The sequence below is a fragment of the Arthrobacter sp. efr-133-R2A-63 genome (assembly GCF_030209795.1).
Classification (GTDB): domain Bacteria; phylum Actinomycetota; class Actinomycetes; order Actinomycetales; family Micrococcaceae; genus Arthrobacter; species Arthrobacter bambusae_A.
In genome coordinates this window covers 1-19,886 of record NZ_JARVRG010000036.1, presented here as the reverse complement: position 1 = coordinate 19,886, position 19,886 = coordinate 1, and the positions used below count along the sequence as shown (strand labels likewise).

At 64.7% G+C, this 19,886-nt stretch carries 18 protein-coding genes; 13 read left to right on the top strand and 5 right to left on the bottom strand.

From position 1 onward, the window contains the following. The first annotated feature begins 238 nt into the window (after window positions 1-238). From sucC to QRN45_RS18685, 10 genes are all read left to right on the top strand, one after another. The gene (gene sucC, locus QRN45_RS18730; RefSeq protein WP_078106244.1) at window positions 239-1,408 is read left to right on the top strand and encodes an ADP-forming succinate--CoA ligase subunit beta; all 1,170 of its coding nucleotides are present in this window, start codon (window positions 239-241) and stop codon (window positions 1,406-1,408) included. A gap of 13 nt (window positions 1,409-1,421) precedes the next feature. Continuing rightward, window positions 1,422-2,324 (top strand): succinate--CoA ligase subunit alpha, encoded by a 903-nt coding sequence (sucD, locus tag QRN45_RS18725; protein ID WP_241708187.1) that lies wholly within the window; start codon window positions 1,422-1,424, stop codon window positions 2,322-2,324. A 334-nt stretch (window positions 2,325-2,658) separates the two neighbouring features. Then, window positions 2,659-3,063, top strand: coding sequence for a tautomerase family protein (locus tag QRN45_RS18720; RefSeq protein WP_284764276.1), 405 nt, complete (start codon window positions 2,659-2,661; stop codon window positions 3,061-3,063). Window positions 3,064-3,272: 209 nt separating this feature from the next. Beyond that, window positions 3,273-4,283 carry a 5-dehydro-2-deoxygluconokinase gene (gene iolC, locus QRN45_RS18715; protein WP_284764275.1) on the top strand — a complete coding sequence of 337 codons (1,011 nt, stop codon included), beginning with the start codon at window positions 3,273-3,275 and terminating at the stop codon, window positions 4,281-4,283. After that, window positions 4,280-5,209 (top strand): Cgl0159 family (beta/alpha)8-fold protein, encoded by a 930-nt coding sequence (locus QRN45_RS18710; RefSeq protein ID WP_284764273.1) that lies wholly within the window; start codon window positions 4,280-4,282, stop codon window positions 5,207-5,209. The genes iolC and QRN45_RS18710 overlap by 4 nt, the downstream gene beginning before the upstream one ends. A gap of 20 nt (window positions 5,210-5,229) precedes the next feature. Then, entirely contained in the window at window positions 5,230-7,158 is a 1,929-nt protein-coding gene (iolD, locus tag QRN45_RS18705) for a 3D-(3,5/4)-trihydroxycyclohexane-1,2-dione acylhydrolase (decyclizing) (RefSeq protein WP_284764301.1), read from the top strand. A 44-nt stretch (window positions 7,159-7,202) separates the two neighbouring features. Further along, window positions 7,203-8,714 (top strand): CoA-acylating methylmalonate-semialdehyde dehydrogenase, encoded by a 1,512-nt coding sequence (locus tag QRN45_RS18700; protein WP_284764271.1) that lies wholly within the window; start codon window positions 7,203-7,205, stop codon window positions 8,712-8,714. A 117-nt stretch (window positions 8,715-8,831) separates the two neighbouring features. Next, complete coding sequence (locus QRN45_RS18695) at window positions 8,832-9,743, top strand: sugar phosphate isomerase/epimerase family protein (protein WP_241708191.1); 912 nt, start codon at window positions 8,832-8,834, stop codon at window positions 9,741-9,743. A 38-nt stretch (window positions 9,744-9,781) separates the two neighbouring features. Further along, window positions 9,782-10,795 carry a Gfo/Idh/MocA family protein gene (locus tag QRN45_RS18690; protein ID WP_241708192.1) on the top strand — a complete coding sequence of 338 codons (1,014 nt, stop codon included), beginning with the start codon at window positions 9,782-9,784 and terminating at the stop codon, window positions 10,793-10,795. A gap of 8 nt (window positions 10,796-10,803) precedes the next feature. Continuing rightward, window positions 10,804-11,676: a sugar phosphate isomerase/epimerase family protein gene (locus tag QRN45_RS18685; RefSeq protein WP_284764270.1), complete on the top strand. Its 873-nt coding sequence runs from the start codon at window positions 10,804-10,806 to the stop codon at window positions 11,674-11,676. A 54-nt stretch (window positions 11,677-11,730) separates the two neighbouring features. On the opposite strand, the gene QRN45_RS18680 is transcribed toward QRN45_RS18685, so the two are convergent. From QRN45_RS18680 to QRN45_RS18660, 5 genes are all read right to left on the bottom strand, one after another. Next, on the bottom strand, window positions 11,731-12,141 hold the full coding sequence (locus QRN45_RS18680; protein ID WP_241708194.1) for a hypothetical protein: 411 nt from the start codon (window positions 12,139-12,141) through the stop codon (window positions 11,731-11,733). Continuing rightward, window positions 12,141-13,859 carry a SulP family inorganic anion transporter gene (locus QRN45_RS18675; protein WP_264637466.1) on the bottom strand — a complete coding sequence of 573 codons (1,719 nt, stop codon included), beginning with the start codon at window positions 13,857-13,859 and terminating at the stop codon, window positions 12,141-12,143. The genes QRN45_RS18680 and QRN45_RS18675 overlap by 1 nt, the downstream gene beginning before the upstream one ends. Then, on the bottom strand, window positions 13,856-14,236 hold the full coding sequence (locus QRN45_RS18670) for an ArsR/SmtB family transcription factor (RefSeq protein WP_241708196.1): 381 nt from the start codon (window positions 14,234-14,236) through the stop codon (window positions 13,856-13,858). The genes QRN45_RS18675 and QRN45_RS18670 overlap by 4 nt, the downstream gene beginning before the upstream one ends. Window positions 14,237-14,397: 161 nt before the next feature. Continuing rightward, the gene (locus tag QRN45_RS18665; RefSeq protein ID WP_241708197.1) at window positions 14,398-15,417 is read right to left on the bottom strand and encodes a sugar phosphate isomerase/epimerase family protein; all 1,020 of its coding nucleotides are present in this window, start codon (window positions 15,415-15,417) and stop codon (window positions 14,398-14,400) included. Then, on the bottom strand, window positions 15,414-16,592 hold the full coding sequence (locus QRN45_RS18660; RefSeq protein WP_241708198.1) for a Gfo/Idh/MocA family protein: 1,179 nt from the start codon (window positions 16,590-16,592) through the stop codon (window positions 15,414-15,416). Before QRN45_RS18660 ends, QRN45_RS18665 begins: the two co-directional genes overlap by 4 nt. A 157-nt stretch (window positions 16,593-16,749) precedes the next feature. Here QRN45_RS18660 and QRN45_RS18655 point away from each other — a divergent pair, with 157 nt between their 5' ends. The 3 genes from QRN45_RS18655 to QRN45_RS18645 all read left to right on the top strand — a co-directional run. Beyond that, a complete protein-coding gene (locus tag QRN45_RS18655) occupies window positions 16,750-17,760 on the top strand; it encodes a LacI family DNA-binding transcriptional regulator (protein ID WP_284764269.1) in 1,011 nt (336 codons plus the stop codon). A gap of 149 nt (window positions 17,761-17,909) precedes the next feature. After that, window positions 17,910-18,905: a substrate-binding domain-containing protein gene (locus QRN45_RS18650; protein WP_241708200.1), complete on the top strand. Its 996-nt coding sequence runs from the start codon at window positions 17,910-17,912 to the stop codon at window positions 18,903-18,905. Window positions 18,906-18,970: 65 nt separating this feature from the next. After that, window positions 18,971-19,886 (top strand): ABC transporter permease (locus tag QRN45_RS18645; RefSeq protein ID WP_284764268.1); only part of this gene is annotated, 916 nt, incomplete at its 3' end.

Below are 19,886 nucleotides of genomic sequence, written 5' to 3'. Positions count from 1 at the left end.
CCGGAAAACCGCGTCATATAGCGGTTTTTCTACGGTCCATAGAACTGTGTGCTTACTCACTTAACAGGTACTGTAGAACCGGCTGGCCTCCCCGGGGGGCTAAAGTTCGAGAGGAACTTGCGCAATGTGACCGGCTGCTTGTCGGCCGTTCGATGCGCACCTATCCGCAGCCGGTTTTCGCGGTCACCGTGGTTTCCGGCTGTACAGAAACTACTTCGACGTAGAAGGACACTAAACCGTGGACCTGTTTGAATATCAGGCGCGCGATATGTTCGAAGCGCACGGTGTACCCGTGCTCGCCGGCATCGTGGCGCACACTCCTGAAGAAGCAAAGGCTGCTGCCGAGAACATCGGCGGCGTGACCGTCGTCAAGGCGCAGGTAAAGGTCGGTGGCCGTGGCAAGGCCGGCGGTGTCAAGGTCGCAAAGTCCGCTGACGAAGCGCTTGAGCACGCCACCAACATCCTCGGCATGGACATCAAGGGCCACACCGTCAACAAGGTCATGATCGCCCAGGGCGCCGACATTGCTGAGGAATACTACTTCTCCGTCCTGCTGGACCGGGCCAACCGCAACTACCTGGCCATGTGCTCGGTAGAAGGCGGCATGGAAATCGAGCAGCTTGCCGTGGAGCGCCCCGAGGCCCTCGCCAAGGTAGCCATCGATCCCGCAGTCGGAATCGACCAGGCCAAGGCTGACGAAATCGTTGCCGCTGCCGGTTTCTCCGAGGAACTGCGCGCCAAGGTTGCTTCCGTCATCCTGAAGCTCTGGGACGTCTTCAAGAAGGAAGACGCAACCCTCGTTGAGGTCAACCCCTTGGTCAAGACCGGCGCTGGCGACATCGTTGCCCTTGACGGCAAGGTCTCGCTGGACGAGAACGCCGGCTTCCGCCACGTCCACCACGGTGAGCTTGAGGACAAGGACGCGGCTGACCCGCTCGAGGCCAAGGCCAAGGCGCAGGACCTGAACTACGTGAAGCTTGACGGCTCGGTTGGCATCATCGGCAACGGCGCCGGTCTTGTGATGTCCACCCTGGACGTGGTTGCTTACGCAGGAGAAAACCACGGCAACGTCAAGCCGGCCAACTTCCTGGACATCGGCGGTGGAGCCTCCGCTGAGGTCATGGCCGCCGGCCTGGACGTCATCCTCGGCGACGAGCAGGTCAAGAGCGTTTTCGTGAACGTCTTCGGTGGCATCACCGCGTGTGACGCTGTGGCAAAGGGCATCGTCGGTGCACTGGCCGAGCTTGGCTCCAACGCCAACAAGCCGCTGGTCGTCCGCCTCGATGGCAACAACGTCGAAGAGGGCCGCCGCATCCTGGCCGAGGCCAACCACCCGCTGGTTACCCTGGCAGCCACCATGGACGAGGGCGCCGACAAGGCCGCCGAGCTCGCCAACGCAGCGAAGTAAGGGACGCAAGACTATGTCTATCTACCTCAACAAGGACTCCAAGGTCATCGTCCAGGGCATCACCGGCGGCGAAGGCACCAAGCACACCGCCCTGATGCTCAAGGCCGGCACCAACATCGTCGGTGGCGTCAACGCCCGCAAGGCCGGCACCACGGTGCTGCACGGGGACAAGGAAATCACTGTCTTCGGCACCGTCAAGGAAGCCATCGCCGAAACCGGCGCCGACGTCTCGATCGTCTTCGTCCCGCCGGCATTCACCAAGGCCGCCGTCGTTGAAGCCATCGAAGCAGGCATCGGCCTGGTTGTCGTCATCACCGAAGGCGTGCCGGTTCAGGATTCGGCCGAATTCTGGGCACTTGCCCAGGCCACGGTTGATGCTGACGGCAAGCAGATCACCCGCATCATCGGCCCGAACTGCCCCGGCATCATCACTCCGGGCGAAGCCCTGGTTGGCATCACCCCGGCAAACATCACGGGCAAGGGCCCCATCGGCTTGGTCTCCAAGTCCGGTACCTTGACCTACCAGATGATGTACGAGCTGCGCGACCTCGGTTTCTCCACCGCGATCGGCATCGGTGGCGACCCCGTCATCGGTACCACGCACATCGACGCCCTGGCTGCGTTCGAGGCTGACCCGGAGACCAAGGCAATCGTCATGATCGGCGAAATCGGTGGCGACGCCGAAGAGCGCGCAGCCGACTTCATCAAGGCCAACGTGACGAAGCCGGTTGTCGGCTATGTTGCAGGCTTCACCGCTCCCGAGGGCAAGACCATGGGCCACGCAGGCGCCATCGTCTCCGGCTCCGCGGGTACGGCACAGGCCAAGAAGGAAGCTCTCGAAGCAGCAGGCGTGAAGGTCGGCAAGACTCCGTCCGAGACCGCCAAGCTCCTCCGCGAGGTCTTCGCAACCCTCTAGCACAACTCCGCGCGAGATTTCCGCGCGACTGAAGCACGACGGCGCCCGTCACCTTCCACGCGAAGGTGACGGGCGCCGTCGTGGTTTAACTGTTGAAAGCCCGGGCGGCCCGTCACCGACGCCCGCTCACATCTGAAGGGTTTTGGGCCGACGCCCGCTCACATGATGTGAGCGGGCGTTTGCGGTTAAGGCGATTTATGTGAGCGGGCGTCTCGGCTTTTAGCCATATATGTGAGCGGGCGTTGCTGATGGCGGCGCATCAGGGTGCCGAGGGCTTGTGGCGCGATCACCTACTTTGTTAGTATGTCAGGACAAACTAATCGAAGGAGAGCAGATGCCCCTCGTCCGCATTGACGTCAACGAAGGCCGAACGCCGGAGCAGCTCGGCGACCTCAGCAGGCGAATCCACGATGCCATCCTCGCCGAGTACGGCATTCCCGAGCGCGACTACTTCCACATCATCACCGAGCATCCCGCGGGCCGGATCGTTGCGCAGGACGCCGGGCTCGGCTTCGAGCGAAGTTCCGGCGTGGTCATGATCCAGATCTTCACCCAGGGTGGTCGAAGTCGCGAAGCCAAACAGTCCCTGTTCGCCGCCATTGCCGCGCAACTCAGTGAGATCGGCGTCGCCGGCGAGGATGTCTTCCTGGGGTACGTCGAAAACACCGCCGATGACTGGTCCTTCGGCTTCGGCCGGGCCCAGTATGTCACCGGCGAACTTGCCGTTCCTGCCCGGTAACTCAGCGTTTTGGAGCGGATTCAAACCCATATCACCGCGTAACTTCGGCCATTACGTTTCGTTGTAAATATGTCAGTACAAACCTTTGACAGGACATGAATTCTGGTGCAAAGTAGTGGTTGTGGCCCCGCTCACTGCGGGCCGGCAAAAGCACCGGAGCTCTCACCGTCCCGCAAGAAGAGTTCACTACAGAAAGGTCCGCGATCACCGTGACCCACGAACTGCTCACCATCGGGCGCATCAGCGTTGATATCTACCCGAACGACATCGGTGTGGGACTGGAGGACGTGCAGTCCTTCGGCAAGTATCTAGGCGGCTCGCCCTCCAACGTGGCTGTTGCCGCAGCCCGCCACGGCCGCCGTTCCGGCGTGATTACGCGTACGGGCGATGACCCCTTCGGCGTCTACCTGCACCGCGAGTTGCGCAAGTTCAAGGTCGACGACGGATTCGTCACCCCGGTGCCGGGGCTGCAGACCCCGGCCACGTTCTGCGCGATCCAGCCCCCGCACGACTTCCCACTTTACTTTTACGGCCGTTTCCCGACGGCGCCGGACCTTCAGATCAAGGCCGAGGAACTGGATCTCGACGCGATCAAGGACGCCGGGATCTTCTGGTCCACCGTGACCGGGCTTTGCCAGGAGCCCAGCCGCTCAGCCCACCTCGCAGCCCACGAGGCACGTCCGCGCACGGGACTCAAGGAGGGCCAGTACACCATCCTGGACCTGGACTACCGGCCGATGTTCTGGGCTTCGGAGGACGAGGCCCGCGCTGAAGTTGCCAAGATCCTGCCGCACGTCACGGTCGCCATCGGCAATGACAAGGAATGTGCCGTCGCCGTGGGTGGGGGAACCCCGGACGAACAGGCGGACCGCCTCCTGGCCGCCGGCGTCGAAATCGCCGTCGTCAAGCTCGGCCCCGAAGGCGTCATGGCCAAGACCCGCACCGAACGCGTCGTTTCCGCGCCGGTTCCGGTGGAGACTGTCAACGGCCTGGGCGCGGGCGATTCCTTCGGAGGCGCGTTCTGCCACGGACTGCTCTCCGGCTGGCCTTTGGCCCAGGTCCTGGACTACGCGAACGCCGCCGGCGCGATCGTCGCCTCCCGCCTCTCGTGCGCAGATGCCATGCCGACGCCGGACGAGGTCACCTCGCTGCTCGCTGAACGCGGCCGCCTGACACCCGCCGGTACCGCCGCAGCCGTTTCCGAAGGAGCAACACGTTGAGCTTCAATGACGACCCCCGCCGGTACGAGCACCTCAGTGCCATCCGGCTTGAAGATCCCGACGCCGTTGCCCGCGCCGCCGCCGCCCGTCGCCGCCACCCGGGACTCAAGTACGGGACCCAGAACTTCATCGTCGCGGCCGACCACCCGGCGCGCGGCGCCCTGAGCGTCGGCGCCGACCCGACAGCCATGGCAGACCGCCGGACCCTGCTCGACCGGCTGCAGATCGCCTTGGCGAACCCCGCCGTCGACGGTGTGCTCGCGAGCCCGGACATCATGGATGACCTGCTGCTGCTCGGTGCGTTGGAGGGAAAGCTCGTCTTCGGTTCGATGAACCGCGGCGGCCTCGCCGGGCTGGTCAACGAAATCGATGACCGTTTCACGGGCCACACCGCGGCGGCCCTGGACGCCCTCGGCGCCGACGGCGGCAAAATGCTTACCCGGATCTGCCTCGGGGACCCGGACACGGCGTCGATCCTGGAGGCCACCGCCAAGGCAGTGGACTCCCTCGCGGCGCGCAAGCTGATCGCGATGGTGGAGCCGTTCCTGTCCGTCCGCGAGGCGAACGGCAAGGTCCGCAACGACCTTTCCCCGGACGCCGTGATCAAGTCGGTCGCGATTGCCGAGGGCCTCGGTTCCACGAGCGCCTACACCTGGATGAAGCTGCCGGTCGTGGCTGAGATGGAACGCGTCATGGCGGCCACCACGCTGCCCACTGTCCTGTTGGGCGGGGATCCGGATGCGGGCCAGGACGAGGTCTTTGCCAGCTGGCAGGCAGCGCTTGCCCTGCCCGGAGTCCAGGGATTGACTGTGGGGCGCACCCTTTTGTATCCGGCCGACGGCGACGTGGCCGGGGCCGTTGCCACCGCCGCCTCGCTCTTGAAGACGCCAGAGCTGCTGAAGACACCTGCGAAAGTATCGGAGTAAGACTAATGTCAACGCGCAGAATGACGGTCGCCCAGGCGGTTGTCGAGTTCCTGTCCAAGCAGTACACGGTGGACACCGTCGGCGGGAGCGAGTACCGGGAGCGCCTGATCCCGGGCACTTTCGGGATCTTCGGGCACGGCAATGTCGCCGGCGTCGGGCAGGCCCTCAAGCAGTATCAGCAGCTTGATCCGGCGATCATGCCGTATTACCAGGGACGTAACGAGCAAGCCCAGGCGCACCAGGCTGTCGGCTACGCCCGGCACACCCGCCGCCGCCAGACGTTTGCGATCAGCACCTCGATCGGCCCGGGTTCGTCGAACCTTTTAACCGGCGCGGCGCTGGCCACCACCAACCGGCTGCCGGTGCTGCTGCTGCCCAGCGATACGTTCGCCACCCGGGTCGCTGACCCCGTGCTCCAGCAGCTCGAACTGCCCTACGCTTACGACATCACGGTCAACGACGCGTTCCGTCCGCTCTCGAAGTTCTTCGACCGGGTGTCCCGGCCGGAGCAGTTGTTCTCGGCGTTCCACCACGGCCTGCGCGTCCTGACGGACCCGGCCGAGACTGGCGCCGTGACCATTTCGCTGCCGCAGGATGTCCAGGCCGAGGCGTTGGATGTCCCGGAGGAGTTCCTTGCCGAGCGTGAGTGGCGGATCCGCCGCCCCGAGGCGGACGACGACGACATCCGCCGCGCCGCGGAGGCCATCCGCGCCGCGAAGCGCCCGCTCATTATTGCGGGCGGCGGCGTCCTCTACGCCTTCGCCAACGAGGAACTCGCCAGCTTCGCCGAACTGACCGGCATCCCGGTGGGCAACACCCAGGCCGGCGTCGGCGTGCTGCCGTGGGACCACAAGTTCTCGCTCGGAGCCATCGGCTCCACGGGCACGACGGCGGCGAACGCCATCGCTGCCGAGGCTGACCTGATCATCGGCATCGGTACCCGATACGAGGACTTCACAACGGCGTCGCGCACTGCTTTCCAGAACCCCGACGTGAAGTTCGTGAACATCAACGTGGCCGCGATCGACGCGTACAAGCACGGAACCGTGCTGCCGATCGTCGCCGACGCCCGCAAGGCCCTCGTCAAGTTGAACCAGGCGCTCGGCGGATACCGTGTCGGCGGGGACCTCGAGCAGAAGATCGCGGCCGAGAAGAAGCGCTGGGACGCCACGGTGGATGAAGCCTTCGACACCCGCCACACGCCTTTGCCTGCGCAGAACGAGATTATCGGCGCCACCAACCGGGCCATGGACGAGCAGGACGTTGTCATCTGCGCCGCCGGTTCCCTGCCCGGTGACCTGCACAAGATGTGGCGGGTCCGCGATCCCTTCGGCTACCACGTGGAATATGCCTACTCGTGCATGGGCTACGAGATCCCCGGCGGCCTGGGCGTCAAGCGCGCCGCGTTGGCCGAGGCCGCCGCGGGCGGCAAGGACCGCGACGTCGTGGTCATGGTGGGGGACGGCTCCTACCTGATGATGCACACCGAACTGGTCACCGCCGTCGCCGAACGCATCAAGCTGATCGTGGTCCTCATCCAGAACCACGGCTACGCCTCCATCGGTTCGCTCTCCGAGTCCCTGGGCTCGCAGCGCTTCGGCACCCAGTACCGGGTCCTGGACAAGGAACAGCACTCCTTCGACGCCGGCGAGAACCTGCCCATCGACCTGGCCCTCAACGCCGAGTCCCTCGGCGCGAAAGTCATCCGGATCGAACCGGGGGAGAAGGTCATCTCCGAACTCGAACAGGCCATCCGCGACGCGAAGTCGGCGCCGGAAGAGACCGGGCCGATCGTGATCCACGTCGAATCGGACCCCTTGCTGGATGCGCCGAGCTCCGAGTCCTGGTGGGACGTTCCCGTCTCGCAGGTCTCGGAACTCGAATCCACCCAACAGGCCTACCGGACCTACACCGACCACAAGAACCGCCAGCGCAAGCTGCTCGGCTAGACCCCTTCAAGCTCTTTTCAAGCCAAAGACAAGGAAGTCCGCACATGTCGACGACGACCACCCTGACCACCATCAAGCATTTCATCAACGGTGTTGAAACCGCCGGCGCCGGCGATCGCAGCCAGCCGGTCTACAACCCGGCCACCGGCGCAGTCTCAGCGGAGCTGCGGCTCGCGAACCGGGCCGATCTGGACGCCACGGTCGCCGCAGCGAAGGCTGCTGCGGAAAAGTGGGGCGATTTCTCCCTGGCCAAGCGCACCGCTGTCCTGTTCAAGTTCCGCGAACTCGTCGCCGCGCACGTGGACGAACTCGCGGCCCTGATCACCGCCGAACACGGCAAGGTCATCTCCGATGCCAAGGGCGAAATCGGCCGCGGCCTGGAAGTCATCGAGTTCGCCTGTGGCATCCCGCAGTTGCTCAAGGGCGACTATTCGGACCAGGTCTCCACCGGCATCGACGTGTTCTCCTTCCGGGAGCCGCTCGGCGTCGTCGCCGGCATCACTCCGTTCAACTTCCCCGTGATGGTGCCGCTGTGGATGGCACCGATGGCGATCGCGACCGGCAACGCCTTCATCCTCAAGCCTTCCGAACGGGACCCTTCCGCCTCGATGCTCCTCGCGAAGCTGTGGAAGCAGGCAGGGCTGCCCGACGGCGTGTTCCAGGTCCTGCACGGCGACAAGGAAACGGTCGACGGGCTCCTGACGCACCCGGACGTGGACGGCATCTCCTTCGTCGGCTCCACCCCGATCGCCCAGTACGTCCACGAAACCGCCACCAAGCACGGCAAGCGGGTCCAGGCCCTGGGCGGGGCGAAGAACCACGCGATCATCATGCCCGACGCCGACCTGGACAACGCCGCCGACCACCTGGCCGCGGCCGCGTTCGGTTCCGCCGGCGAACGGTGCATGGCCATCTCGGTCGCGGTCGCCGTCGGCGATGCCGCGGAGCTGCTGGTCAAGAAGGTCGAAGAACGTGCCCTCGCGGTGAAGGTCAAGAACGGCACCGAGCCCGACGCCGAAATGGGCCCGGTCATCACCCCGGCCTCCAAAGAACGCATCGTGCGGATCGTCACCGAAGCCGAAGCCGCCGGCGCGGCGATGGTCGTGGACGGCCGGGACCTCGTGGTCCCCGGCCACGAAGAAGGCTTCTGGGTCGGCCCCACCGTGATCGACCACGTCACGGCCGAAATGACCGCCTACACGGAGGAAATCTTCGGACCCGTCCTCGTCGTCGTCCGCGTGGAGGACCTGGAGGAAGGCATCAAGCTCATCAACTCCAACCCCTACGGGAACGGCACCGCGATCTTCACCTCCTCCGGCGCGAACGCCCGCAAGTTCCAGCGCTCCGTCACCGTGGGCATGGTGGGCATCAACGTGCCCCTGCCGGTACCGGTGGCCTACCACTCCTTCGGCGGCTGGAAAGCCTCGCTCTTCGGCGACAAACACATCTACGGACCCGAAGGTGTGTCCTTCTACACCCGCGGCAAGGTCATCACCTCCCGCTGGCCCGAACCCACCCACGCCTCCGGCGCCTCCTACAACTTCCCCTCCAACTAGTCTCCTCTGGCCCAACTGACTCGCAGTAGTTGTCGTTTTGGGCCCGCATAACGACAACAAATGCGAGTCAGTTGGGCTGGCCCCCGGTGGGGAGCAGTCAACGTTAAGGATTGAGCAATGACAGAGAACAAACTCATCATCGGCACGGCCCCGGACTCCTGGGGTGTCTGGTTCGCGGATGACCCCAAGCAGACCCCGTGGGAACGTTTCCTGGATGAGGTAGCCGAGTCCGGCTACAAATGGATTGAACTAGGCCCCTACGGCTACTTGCCGAACGACCCCGCCCGCCTCGCCGAGGAACTCAAGCAGCGCGACCTCAAGGTCACCGCGGGAACGGTCTTCACGGCCTTCCACCGCGGTGGCGCACAGTATGAGGAAGCCTGGGAACCGGCACGCAAGGTCGCCGAACTGACCGCCGCCATGGGCGGCGAACACATCGTGGTCATTCCCGCGATGTGGCGCGACGACGTCACCGGCGAGGCCGTGGAGAGCGGGGAACTGTCGCAGGAACAGTGGAATGATCTGTTCGCCGGCCACAACCGCATGGGCAAGGTGCTGCTGGAAGACTTCGGCCTCAAGCAGCAATTCCACTCCCACGCAGATTCCCACGTCGGCGCCCAAGCGGATATCGAGCACCTGCTCGCCGAGACCGATCCCCAGTATCTGAACCTGTGCCTGGACACCGGGCACGCGGAATACTGCGGAGCCTCCAGCCTGGAACTCATCAAGAATTACCCGGACCGGATCGGCTACCTGCACCTGAAGCAGATCAACCCGGACATCCTGCGAAAGGTCAACGAGGAAAACATGACCTGGGCGGCAGCCAACCTGGCCGGAGTCATGACCGAACCGCCGAACGGGCTGCCGGATCTTCGCGCCGTCATCGAAGCGGTTGAAGGACTTAACCGCCCGATCTTTGGCATTGTGGAACAGGACATGTATCCCGTGGCCTTCGACGTCCCGATGCCTATCGCCAAGCGCACCCGGAACTACCTGCTCTCGTGCGGCTCCCGCACGACTGTTAACTAACGCTGCCTTTCAGGCGCCAACACCTAAGGACAGAAACAATGACTGACATTCTCCGCGTGGCCGTCATCGGCGCAGGCCGCATGGGCGCCGACCACATCAAGCGGCTTAGCACCCGCATCCACGGCGCCGAAGTGGCCGCCGTCGTCGACGTCGACCTCGCCCGTGCGCAGGCCGCCATCGCAGGGATCGACGGCGCCGTCGCCCTCGCCAGCGCCGATGAGGCCCTCAACAACGGGGACGTCAACGCAGTGCTGATCGCCACCCCGGGCTTCCTGCACGAGGAAATCCTGTACAAGGCACTGGAGAAGGACTTCCCGATTCTCTGCGAGAAGCCGCTCACCCCGGACGCCGAGAGCGCCTGGAAGGTTGTCCAGGCGGAAACGGCGCTCGGCCACAAGCGCATCCAGGTGGGCTTCATGCGCCGCTTCGACGCCGAATACGCCGCCCTGGGTTCCGTGATCCGCGATCGTGAACTCGGCGAGCTGCTCATGCTGCACCACCAGCACCGCAACCCGGACACCCCTGCGGGCTTCACCAACGAGATGCTCATCAATGACTCGGTGGTCCACGAATTCGACGCCATCCGCTTCTTCACCGGCGAGGAGATCACCTCCGTGCAGGTCCGCCTGGGCAAGGCGACGCGCAACGCCCCGAACGGCCAGCACGACCCGCAGCACGTCCTGATCGAGACCGAGTCCGGCGTGCTGGCCGACGTCGAGATCTACGTGAACGCGAAGTTCGGCTACGAAGTCGCCACCCAGGCGTCCTTCGAGGACGGCATCGTGAGCATCGGCGGCGACGGCGGTCCTTACGTCCGCAGCGCCGGCCGCTGGGGCGGCAAGGTCACGCCCGGCTTCGAAGAGCGCTTCGGTGCCGCATACGACGTCGAGGTCCAGGCCTGGGTTGATGCCGCCCGCCGCGGCGAAATCGGCGGCCCCACCGCCTGGGACGGCTACGCCACGGCTGCTTGCTGCGAAGCCGGCGTCGAGGCCCAGAAGTCGGGCGAAAAGGTGGCGGTACAACTCAACACCAAGCCCGAGCTGTACAAGTAGGAATCGCCATGAAGATTGCCCTCGATCCCACCCCGTTCCACCACAGCCACGGCCTCCTGGAGTTTCCGCGGCTTGCTGCCGATCTCGGTTACAAATACCTCCAGCTGACCCCGCATGCGGACTTTATCCCGTTTTTCAACCACCCCAAGGCCGACGACGAATTGGTCGGCCAGCTGAAAAAGGCTTGCAAGGACGCCGACGTAGAGATCGCCTCGGTGCTTCCCGTGCTGCGCTGGTCCGGACCCGACGAAGACGCCCGCGAGGCAGCGGTCCGCTACTGGAAGCGTGCCATCCAGATCACGGTAGAACTCGGCGTGCAGACGATGAACACCGAATTCAGCGGCCGGCCGGAAAAGGCCGAGGAGTCCGAAAGGGCGTTCTACCGCTCGATGGAAGAGCTGCTTCCGATCATCGAGCGCGAAAGCCTGGACATCCTCATCGACCCGCACCCGGATGACTTCGTCGAGGACGGACTCGCCGCGCTGCGGGTCATCCGGGGCGTCAACTCGCCCAACATCGGCATGGTCTATGTTGCCTCCCACACGTTCCACATGGGCAACAAGCCGCTCGACATCATGCGGGCCGCGGGGGACAAGCTGCGTTTGGTCCACGTGTCCGACACCATGGACCACCATGCCTCGCACGGACTGCGCTACATTACCAACCCGCCCGGAAACGCCGTGCGCGTGCATCAACACCTCAAGATCGGCGACGGCGACGTCAACTGGGATGAGTTCTTCGGCGAACTTAAGGAAATCGGCTTCCTGGACAAGGACAACACCGTCATGGTGTCCAGCGTCTTCGCCGAGGACGACAACGCCAACGAGGTGTCCCGCTACCAGCTGGAAACGATGGGCAAGTACATCGCCAAGGTCCAGTAGGGCGGCCAACAAAGGGAGGCGGCGATTTTTCGCCGCCTCCCTTTGTTGTCCCGGCTACCGAAGCAGGGATGCCAGGCAGGTGCTGTAGCCGGCCATCACTTCCTCGAAGCTAAGCAGCCGCGGCCTGCCGTGAATGTCGCTTGTCTTGGGAAATGCGGGGAGTCCTTCCGGGGAGCACAAGAGCGGTTCGCAGGCGCGTCCGGCGGTTTCCAGGGTGGCGATGCCCCAGGGGTGAACGGCCGGGGTGACAGTGATGTCAATGGCGTTCAGGGGATCGATGAGCAGGTTGCGGATGACCATCCTCCAAGCGGCAACGAAGGATTCTCGGAGCATCTCGGCCTTGTCGTTGTCATTGGGATCGTAGCTCCGAAGCAAATCTTCGGAGAGCGCGTCCCATTCCTCGGCGGACCGCACGAGCAGGTGGGCGGCCCGGATGTGGGCGCTGGCTTCATTCAGTGACGGCATTAGTCTTCTTTCAAAGTTGGCGCCTGTAGGGTCGCCTGCGTCTGGACCGGTTGCGGTTTCTTGCCGGGGTTGCGGGCGGTGCGTGCGCTGGCGGCGCGGGCGACGTGGCTTCGGGCGTGCTCCACGGCGGGGGTTAGTTCGGTGAAGAGGTGTTTGTGGTGGCGAAGGGAGTCCAGGACCCCCACTTGGGTGACGAGTCGAAGGTGGCGTTCCTGGATCCCTTTGATCAGCACGGTGATTCCACGGCGTTCCAGAGCCTGGACGATGTCGGTGATTGTTCTGGCCCCGGTAGCGTCCAGGATCTGCAGTTGTGACATGCGGATGATCACGACGTCGACATTCCGGATGGCGCTGACCCGCTCCAGGACGCGCTCGGCGGCGGCGAAGAACAGCGCCCCGTCGAGGCGGAACACGGCGATGTGCTCGTCCCCTTCGCGGACCGGGCCGGGGATTTCCTCACGGTGCACCCCGCTGGACCGGACCAAGGCACGCAAGGCGAAGAAGGCGGCAACTGCGATCCCGATTTCCACGGCCTCGATCAGGTCGAAGGACACGGTGATCAGTGCGGTGACGAAGAACACGACCGTGTCGGCGCGGGTTGATCCGATCACGCTGCGCAACGTCTTGAGGGAGACCATGCGTGTCGCGGTGACCATGAGCACCCCGGCCAGGGCGGCTAGGGGAATGCGGGAAACCGGGCCGGTGGCCAGGTACACGACGGCCAGCAGGACGAGCGCGTGGGTGATGGCGGCGAGGCGTGTCCGGCCGCCCGAGCGAATGTTCACCGCGGTGCGGGCGATGGCACCTGTGGCCGGCATGCCGCCGAAGAATCCGGACGCGACCGAGGCCAGGCCCTGGCCCAGGAGTTCACGGTCCGCGTCGTAGGGGCCGGTATCGGAGATCGACGCCCCGACCCGTGCCGAGAGCAGCGACTCGATCGCGGCCAGGGCCGCGATCGTGCCCGCGGAGGCGGCCAGCGCGGTGATCGTCGCCAGGTCCAGGGATGGCATCATCGGGGCCGGAAGGGAACCGGGCAGGGCGCCGATCCGGGTCACGGGCAGATCGAGCAACTGCGCGGCCACAGTGGCGATGATGATCGCGATGAGCGAGCCCGGGATCCGGGGGTGGATCCGCGGCGAGGCAACCATGATCAGCGCCACCAGGGCTACGACGGCAACCGGGGCAAGAACCGAGGCTGGGGATACGGTGCTGATGGCCTGGATGGCCGAGATGGCGGCGTTGCTGCTGGGCCCGGGCTTGGCGCCGAATGCGGCAGGGACCTGCTGCAGGAAGATGATTACCGCGATTCCGACGGTGAAGCCCTCGATCACCGGCCAGGGCAGGAGCGTCACGACCCGCCCGAGCTTGAGCAGCCCGGCGGCCACCACTATCACCCCGGCAAGGACCGAGACTGCGGCCAGTGCCCCGAGCCCATGGGCGGCGATGACCGGGCCCAGAACCACGACCATGGCGCCGGTGGGTCCGGAGACTTGGATATTGGAACCACCGAAGACGGCCGCGATAACCCCGGCGATCACGGCGGTGATCAGTCCGCTGGCCGCACCCGCGCCGGAGCTGACACCAAACGCGAGAGCCAGCGGCAGCGCGACAATGCCGACCGTGACTCCGGCAACCAGGTCTCCTTTCCAGGTGCGCGGCAACAACGTGTAGTCCTGCCGTCCGGGCAGCAAGGCCCGGACAGCGAGCAGGGCCTTCACCGGGTGCTGGCCGCTGCGGCTGCCGCGGGTGCAGTCGCTACTGAGGTCTCAAGCTGCGCCCGGGTGGTGTGCAGCATGTCGTTGAGCAGCAGTCTGGCGACGGCGAGGAGCTCCGCGACCTGGGGGTACGCGAGGGTGTAGAACATCTGCAGCGCCCGTCGCTCTCCCTTGACGAGCTGATATCGGCGCAGCACCGACAGGTGCTGGGACAGGTGCGATGCCTCCAGGCCCGTTGCGGCCAGAAGGTCTGTCACGGATACTTCGGGCGCCGCCGACAGCAGCTCCAGTACCCGGATCCTGACCGGGTGGGCCAGCCCCTTGAACAGATTGGCCTTCACCTCGTACAGCGGTGCCCGGAAATCCGCGAACTCTTCCATGTCTGCCTCCCGGCCCGCCATCACGAGCCTTGCTTGACTATTTGATGGATTCATCATTCAGTGTATCAAGGGTGGGAAGAGAGAGCCCTGCGGGCCAACGAAGGAGGGCCCCATCCGACTTTTTTCGGATGAGGCCCTCCTCTGTGGTTCGGGTGAAGTGGCTAGGCCGTCACGTTCAGCGATGCGGAGAGCGCTGCGTCGGCGTCACGAAGGACCTTGGCGGCGACCTCGAGTCCTTCGATCCGGCCGAGCGAGGTGTCTTCGTGCTCGATGTTGACGAGCATGTTCGGGTCCACCTCATGCAGGGCGCGCAGGAACTCGGTCCAGTAGGCAGTGTCGTGCCCGCGCCCGAGCGCCACGAAGTCCCACGCGGAATTCCTAGGCCACTCATTGGCCCATTCGTCGCCGCCGAGGTTCGTGCGGTTCTCTTCCGGGGAGAGCCGGCGGAAGCTGTTGTCGAGAACCCCGTAGAGGGCGGCATTCGCGGTGTTGACGCGGACGTCCTTCGCGGCTGCCTGGAAGACCAAAGGCCCGAGTTCCCGGACCACGGCTACCGGATCCATTTGCTGCCAGAACAGGTGCGAAGCATCGAGTTCGACGCCAACGTGGGTGGCTCCCGTGAGCTCGATGAGCTTGTGCACATCGGCGGTGTTGAACACGATGTTCTGCGGGTGGAGTTCAAGGGCCACCTTGACGCCGTGGTCTGCTGCCAGGCGGTCGGTCTCGCGCCAGAACTTCGCCGCGATATCCCACTGGTAATCCAGCACGTCCAAGGCCGCCGAGTTCCAGGCGTTGACGACCCAGTTCACTGTGGTGGCTCCCGGTTCGCCCCCGGGAAGGCCGGACATGGTCACCACCCGGTCCTGGCCGAGGCGCTCCGCGAGCCGGATGGAGCGGCGGACGTCCTCGGCATGCTTCTCGCCGATTTCGCGCTTGGGGTGCAGGGGATTGCCGTTGCAGTTCAGTCCTGCGATCGCGACGCCGGTTCCCTCGAAGATCGCGAGGTAGTCGTCGCGGGCGGCATCCGAGACCAGGATGTCGTCGAAGGTGGGGACGTGCACGGCGGGGAGGAACCCGCCCGTGTTGACTTCGATGCCCGTCAGGCCCAAATCAGCGATGACTTTCAAGGCTTCGGGAAGTGGGCGGTCGTGCAGGATCGCGTTGTAGACGCCGAGTTTCATAGCGTGATGGTCTTTCCATTGTTGAGTGCGGATTCGGTGACGGCGCCGAGCAGTTCCATGTTGCGGACGCCTTCGTCGAACGTGGCGCAGCGGGGGAGGGAATCGGCCTCGGGAAGGCCGGCGACCTCTTCGAGAAACGCCCGGGCCTGGTAGCCGAAGGCGTCGTTTTGGCCGAAACCGACTTCGGGGGCGTCCATGGCGAGGCCGCCGGCGATGTACGGGTGGCCTGGTCCGAGGATGACCTGGCGGTAGCCGTTCTCGTTGCCCGAGCCATCGTTGAGGAAGAGCTGGATTTCGGAGGGGCGGCGCTGGTCGAACTTTGCCGCACCGTTCTCGCAGAACACTTCGAAGTTGAGGCTGTTGGCGTGGCCGGCGGCAACGCGGGAGACTTCGAAGCTGCCTGCGCCATTCTCGAATGCTGCGTTGAAGGCAGCGTAGTCGTCGTTCTCCACGGCTTCAAAGGTGTCGCTCACGGCGGCGTGGTCGTGGCCCATGACGGCGCCCAGGGGCACGGGGCGCTTGTCGATGACGGTGCTCAGACGACCGCCGCTGATGGACGTGATGTCGCCGCACAGGAACTCGGAGATGTACGTGAGGTGGCTTCCGACGTCGGCCAACGCGCCGGAGCCGGGGCCGCCTTTGTAGCGCCAACTCATGGGAGCGGACGGGCTGAAGCCGTAGTCCGTCCAGTAGCGGCCGCTGAAGTGCAGCACCTTGCCGAGGACACCGGTGCGGATCAAGTCGCGGATATAGGCGATGCCCGGTGTGCGGCGGAACGTGAAGCCGATACGCGCGATGCTGGAAGCGTTGCGGGCTGCTTCCGCCATGGCGCGGGCGTCCTCGAGCGAGTCGCTCAGCGGCTTCTCGCAGAGGACGTGCTTGCCGGCGGCCAGCAGTCCTTCGACCACCTCGCGGTGGAGGGAATTCGCAATGACGACGCTCACGACGTCGATATCGTCCGCTTCCGCGATCGCCTGCCACGAGGTGTCATTGCGTTCGTAGCCGAATCGCCGGGCAGCGAGGGAGCCGAACTCCGCGTTCACGTCGCCGATCGATACGAGGCGCACCGGCGGAAGCGCGGGGCTGTAAAGGGCAGACGCCGTGCGGTAGGCCGCCGCGTGTGCCTTGCCGGCCATTCCTGCGCCGATGACGGCGACCCCTAGGCTCTCAGCCATTGATTTCTCCTTCGAAATTCAGCCCGGGTGCCGAACACCCCTTTTGGCATTTTGGAGCGCTACAATTTAGCACTGAACTCACAGCCTAATCATGTGAGTATGTCCTGTCAATGTCTTGCTAATACCCTTGACACCAAAGGAGAAAGGTTTCCGAGCCATGAGTTCCAGCAGTCCAAAAACCCGCCGCCCGACCATCTACGACGTTGCCAAGCTAGCCGGCGTCTCGCCGTCGTTGGTGTCCTTGGTCCTGCAAGCGCCGGCGAGGGTCAGCGACAAGCGCCGGGAAGCTGTCCAGGCAGCGATATCTGAGTTGGGCTACCGGCCCAGCCGGGCCGCGACCACCCTGGCGAGCAACCGCACCAAGAGCATCGGCCTGGTGATCGACGACTACCGGAACCTCTGGTTCGTGGATCTGCTGAGGGGCCTGGAGTCGGTTCTTTCGGAGCTTGGTTACCACGTCCTGCTGGCCGACTCCCGGCCGGGCGAGAACCGCATCAAAGAAGCCGCGGACGGCCTCCTCGCCATGCACGTTGACGCGCTGGTGATCGCGGCGGAACCGAGCGAGCCCATGCTGGCCCGGACGTGGGTACCCACGGTGGTGGCCGGGTGGCGCTTGGGGGTGCCGAGCGGTGCCGACCTCATCACCAACGACGACGACGGCGGGGGCGGCCTGGCCGCGAGTCATTTGCTGGAGCTGGGCCACCAACGCATCGGTCATCTCTCAGGGTCCGACGGCGCGTCAGCCCATCGGCGCGCCGGGTTCCGGCGGCAGATCCAGGCGGCCGGCGTCGAACTCCTGATCGCCGAATCCCGGGGCACTTCGGAGGAAGATGGCTATGCGGCAGCCTCCTGGCTCCTGGACCACCATCCTGACACCACCGCGATCTTCGCGGCCAACGACACCATGGCCGTGGGCGCCTTTGCCGTCCTCAAGGCCCGGGGCCTTCGCGTGCCCGGAGATATTTCGGTGATCGGCTATGACAATTCCCCCCTGGCCAAATCGAGGTACCTGGACATCACTTCCGTCGACAACCGAAGCGACCTCGTCGGCATTGGCGCTGCGCGCAGGCTGTTGGCCAGGATTGAAAACCCCGCTATCGCGCCCGAGCGCACCTTGATTGATCCCGTCCTGGTTGTCCGCTCGACGACGGCCCGGGCCGCACTCTGATTCGTCATCAATCCAGTCCTTCACGTAAAAACATCCTAATGTCAGGACAAAGTATTGACATATGTGAGGCCAGTCACCATGATCTGTGTAGAGGGCTTTGAGCTCCTGCAGAGTGGCAGGGCCGCAACCCCTATCAAAGGAGATAAATCGTGAAGAAGTTTTCCTGGCGGAAGGCGGCACTTGTGGCGGCCGTCGTTCCGATGATGGCTCTCAGTGCTTGTTCCAGCCAAGGCGGAAAGCCGGCCGACACCGCCAACGCCGCGGGAGGCGGACAAGCCGTCAGCACTCCCCGGATGAAAGTAGCCCTCATCACCCACGCCGCAGCAGGCGACACGTTCTGGGATATCGTGCGCAAGGGCGCCGAGGAAGCGTCCGCGAAGGACAACGTTGACCTCCTCTACACCAGCGACCCCGAAGCCGGCCGCCAGGCCCAGCTGGTACAGCAGGCCATCGACCAGAAGGTCGACGGCATCGCCGTCACCCTCGCCACTCCTGATGCACTCAAGGACGTCCTCAAGAAGGCCGAAGACGCCGGTATTCCGGTAGTAAGCCTCAATGCGGGCGAGGACGTCTCGGCCCAGCTCGGGGCATTTACGCACTTCGGCTCGAACGAAAAGCTGGCCGGCGAGGCCGTGGGAACCAAGCTCGCGTCGCAGGGCTTCAAGCACCCGATCTGCGTGATTCAACAGCAGGGCCACGTCGGCCTTGAGGCACGGTGTGCCGGCGTGAAGGCGAAGGTCCCGGGAACCGAGGTCCTGTACGTCAACGGCCAGGACATGACATCTGTCCAGTCCACAGCGACCGCGAAACTCCAGGCAGCCAAGGACGCGGACGTGATTGTAGGCCTAGGCGCCCCGATCACCCTCACGCTCCTCAAGTCGGTCACAGACGCCAACAGCTCCGCAAAGGTGGCCAGCTTCGACCTGAACGCCGACCTCGCCCAGAAGATCGTGGATGGCTCGGTGCTCTTCACCGTGGACCAGCAGCCGTGGCTCCAGGGCTACATGTCCGTTGACTCCCTGTGGCAGGCCAAGCGCGGAGGCTTCAAGCTCGGTGGGGGCCAGCCCGTTCTTACCGGTCCCACCATCGTTGACAAGTCGAACGCTTCCGACGTCCTCAAATTCGCCCAGCAGGGCGTCCGCTAGATCCAGGATTCCGGCCGCGCGGCGGGCGACCGCCGCGCGGCCTGACCAACAAGGAGTTTCTTCCTATGGCAAACACAGCAACCCTGCCGCCGGCACCGGCCTCGGCCCCCGGCGATGAGCGGATCGGAAGGCGTAGCCCGATCCAGAAGTTTTTGGGCAGGCCTGAGGTCGGTGCCCTGGTGGGGGCGGTTGTCCTCTTCATTTTCTTTGCTTCGGTGTCCGGGACGTTTACCCAGCCGAATGCTTTGGCGACGATCCTTTATGGTTCCTCGACGATCGGGATCATGGCGGTGGGGGTGTCGTTGTTGATGATCGGCGGCGAGTTCGACCTTTCCACCGGTGTGGCCGTGATTTCCTCGGCCCTGACCGCGTCGCTTTTCAGCTGGAACTTTTCCCTGAACGCATGGGTGGGTGTCCTGCTGGCCCTCGTCGTCTCGCTCGGCATCGGTTTCATCAATGGGTGGATCCTGGTCAAGACGAAGCTGCCGTCGTTCATTGTGACGCTGGCGACGTTCTTGATGCTTACGGGCCTGAACCTGGCGTTGACGCGCCTGATCGGGGGGTCGGTGTCCTCGCCGTCGATTTCGAAGCTGGATGGTTTCGATTCGGCCCATGCGGTGTTCGCGTCCTCGATCAGCATCGGCGGGGTCGAGGTGAAGATCACGGTGTTCTTCTGGATCATCCTGGTCGCGGTCGCGTCCTGGGTGCTGCTGCGCACGAAGGTGGGCAACTGGATCTTCGCTGTGGGCGGGGACGCGAACGCGGCCCGCGCCGTGGGTGTGCCGGTGACGAAGACGAAGATCGGGTTGTTCATGGCGGTCGGGTTCTGCGGCTGGATCCTGGGCATGCACAACCTCTTCGCGTTCGACGCGGTGCAGTCCGGGGAGGGTGTGGGCAACGAGTTCCTGTACATCATCGCCGCGGTCATCGGCGGCTGCCTGCTCACCGGCGGGTACGGGTCCGCGGTGGGCGGTGCGATCG

What these genes read in the sequence shown, in the direction of transcription:
- QRN45_RS18660 (WP_241708198.1), bottom strand. Translation starts at nt 16,592, where the DNA reads ATGGCTGAGAGCCTAGGGGTCGCCGTCATCGGCGCAGGAATGGCCGGC.
- sucD (WP_241708187.1), top strand. Translation starts at nt 1,422, where the DNA reads ATGTCTATCTACCTCAACAAGGACTCCAAGGTCATCGTCCAGGGCATC.
- iolD (WP_284764301.1), top strand. Translation starts at nt 5,230, where the DNA reads ATGACGGTCGCCCAGGCGGTTGTCGAGTTCCTGTCCAAGCAGTACACG.
- QRN45_RS18700 (WP_284764271.1), top strand. Translation starts at nt 7,203, where the DNA reads ATGTCGACGACGACCACCCTGACCACCATCAAGCATTTCATCAACGGT.
- QRN45_RS18670 (WP_241708196.1), bottom strand. Translation starts at nt 14,236, where the DNA reads ATGGAAGAGTTCGCGGATTTCCGGGCACCGCTGTACGAGGTGAAGGCC.
- QRN45_RS18695 (WP_241708191.1), top strand. Translation starts at nt 8,832, where the DNA reads ATGACAGAGAACAAACTCATCATCGGCACGGCCCCGGACTCCTGGGGT.
- QRN45_RS18690 (WP_241708192.1), top strand. Translation starts at nt 9,782, where the DNA reads ATGACTGACATTCTCCGCGTGGCCGTCATCGGCGCAGGCCGCATGGGC.
- QRN45_RS18685 (WP_284764270.1), top strand. Translation starts at nt 10,804, where the DNA reads ATGAAGATTGCCCTCGATCCCACCCCGTTCCACCACAGCCACGGCCTC.
- QRN45_RS18720 (WP_284764276.1), top strand. Translation starts at nt 2,659, where the DNA reads ATGCCCCTCGTCCGCATTGACGTCAACGAAGGCCGAACGCCGGAGCAG.
- QRN45_RS18680 (WP_241708194.1), bottom strand. Translation starts at nt 12,141, where the DNA reads ATGCCGTCACTGAATGAAGCCAGCGCCCACATCCGGGCCGCCCACCTG.
- QRN45_RS18665 (WP_241708197.1), bottom strand. Translation starts at nt 15,417, where the DNA reads ATGAAACTCGGCGTCTACAACGCGATCCTGCACGACCGCCCACTTCCC.
- QRN45_RS18655 (WP_284764269.1), top strand. Translation starts at nt 16,750, where the DNA reads ATGAGTTCCAGCAGTCCAAAAACCCGCCGCCCGACCATCTACGACGTT.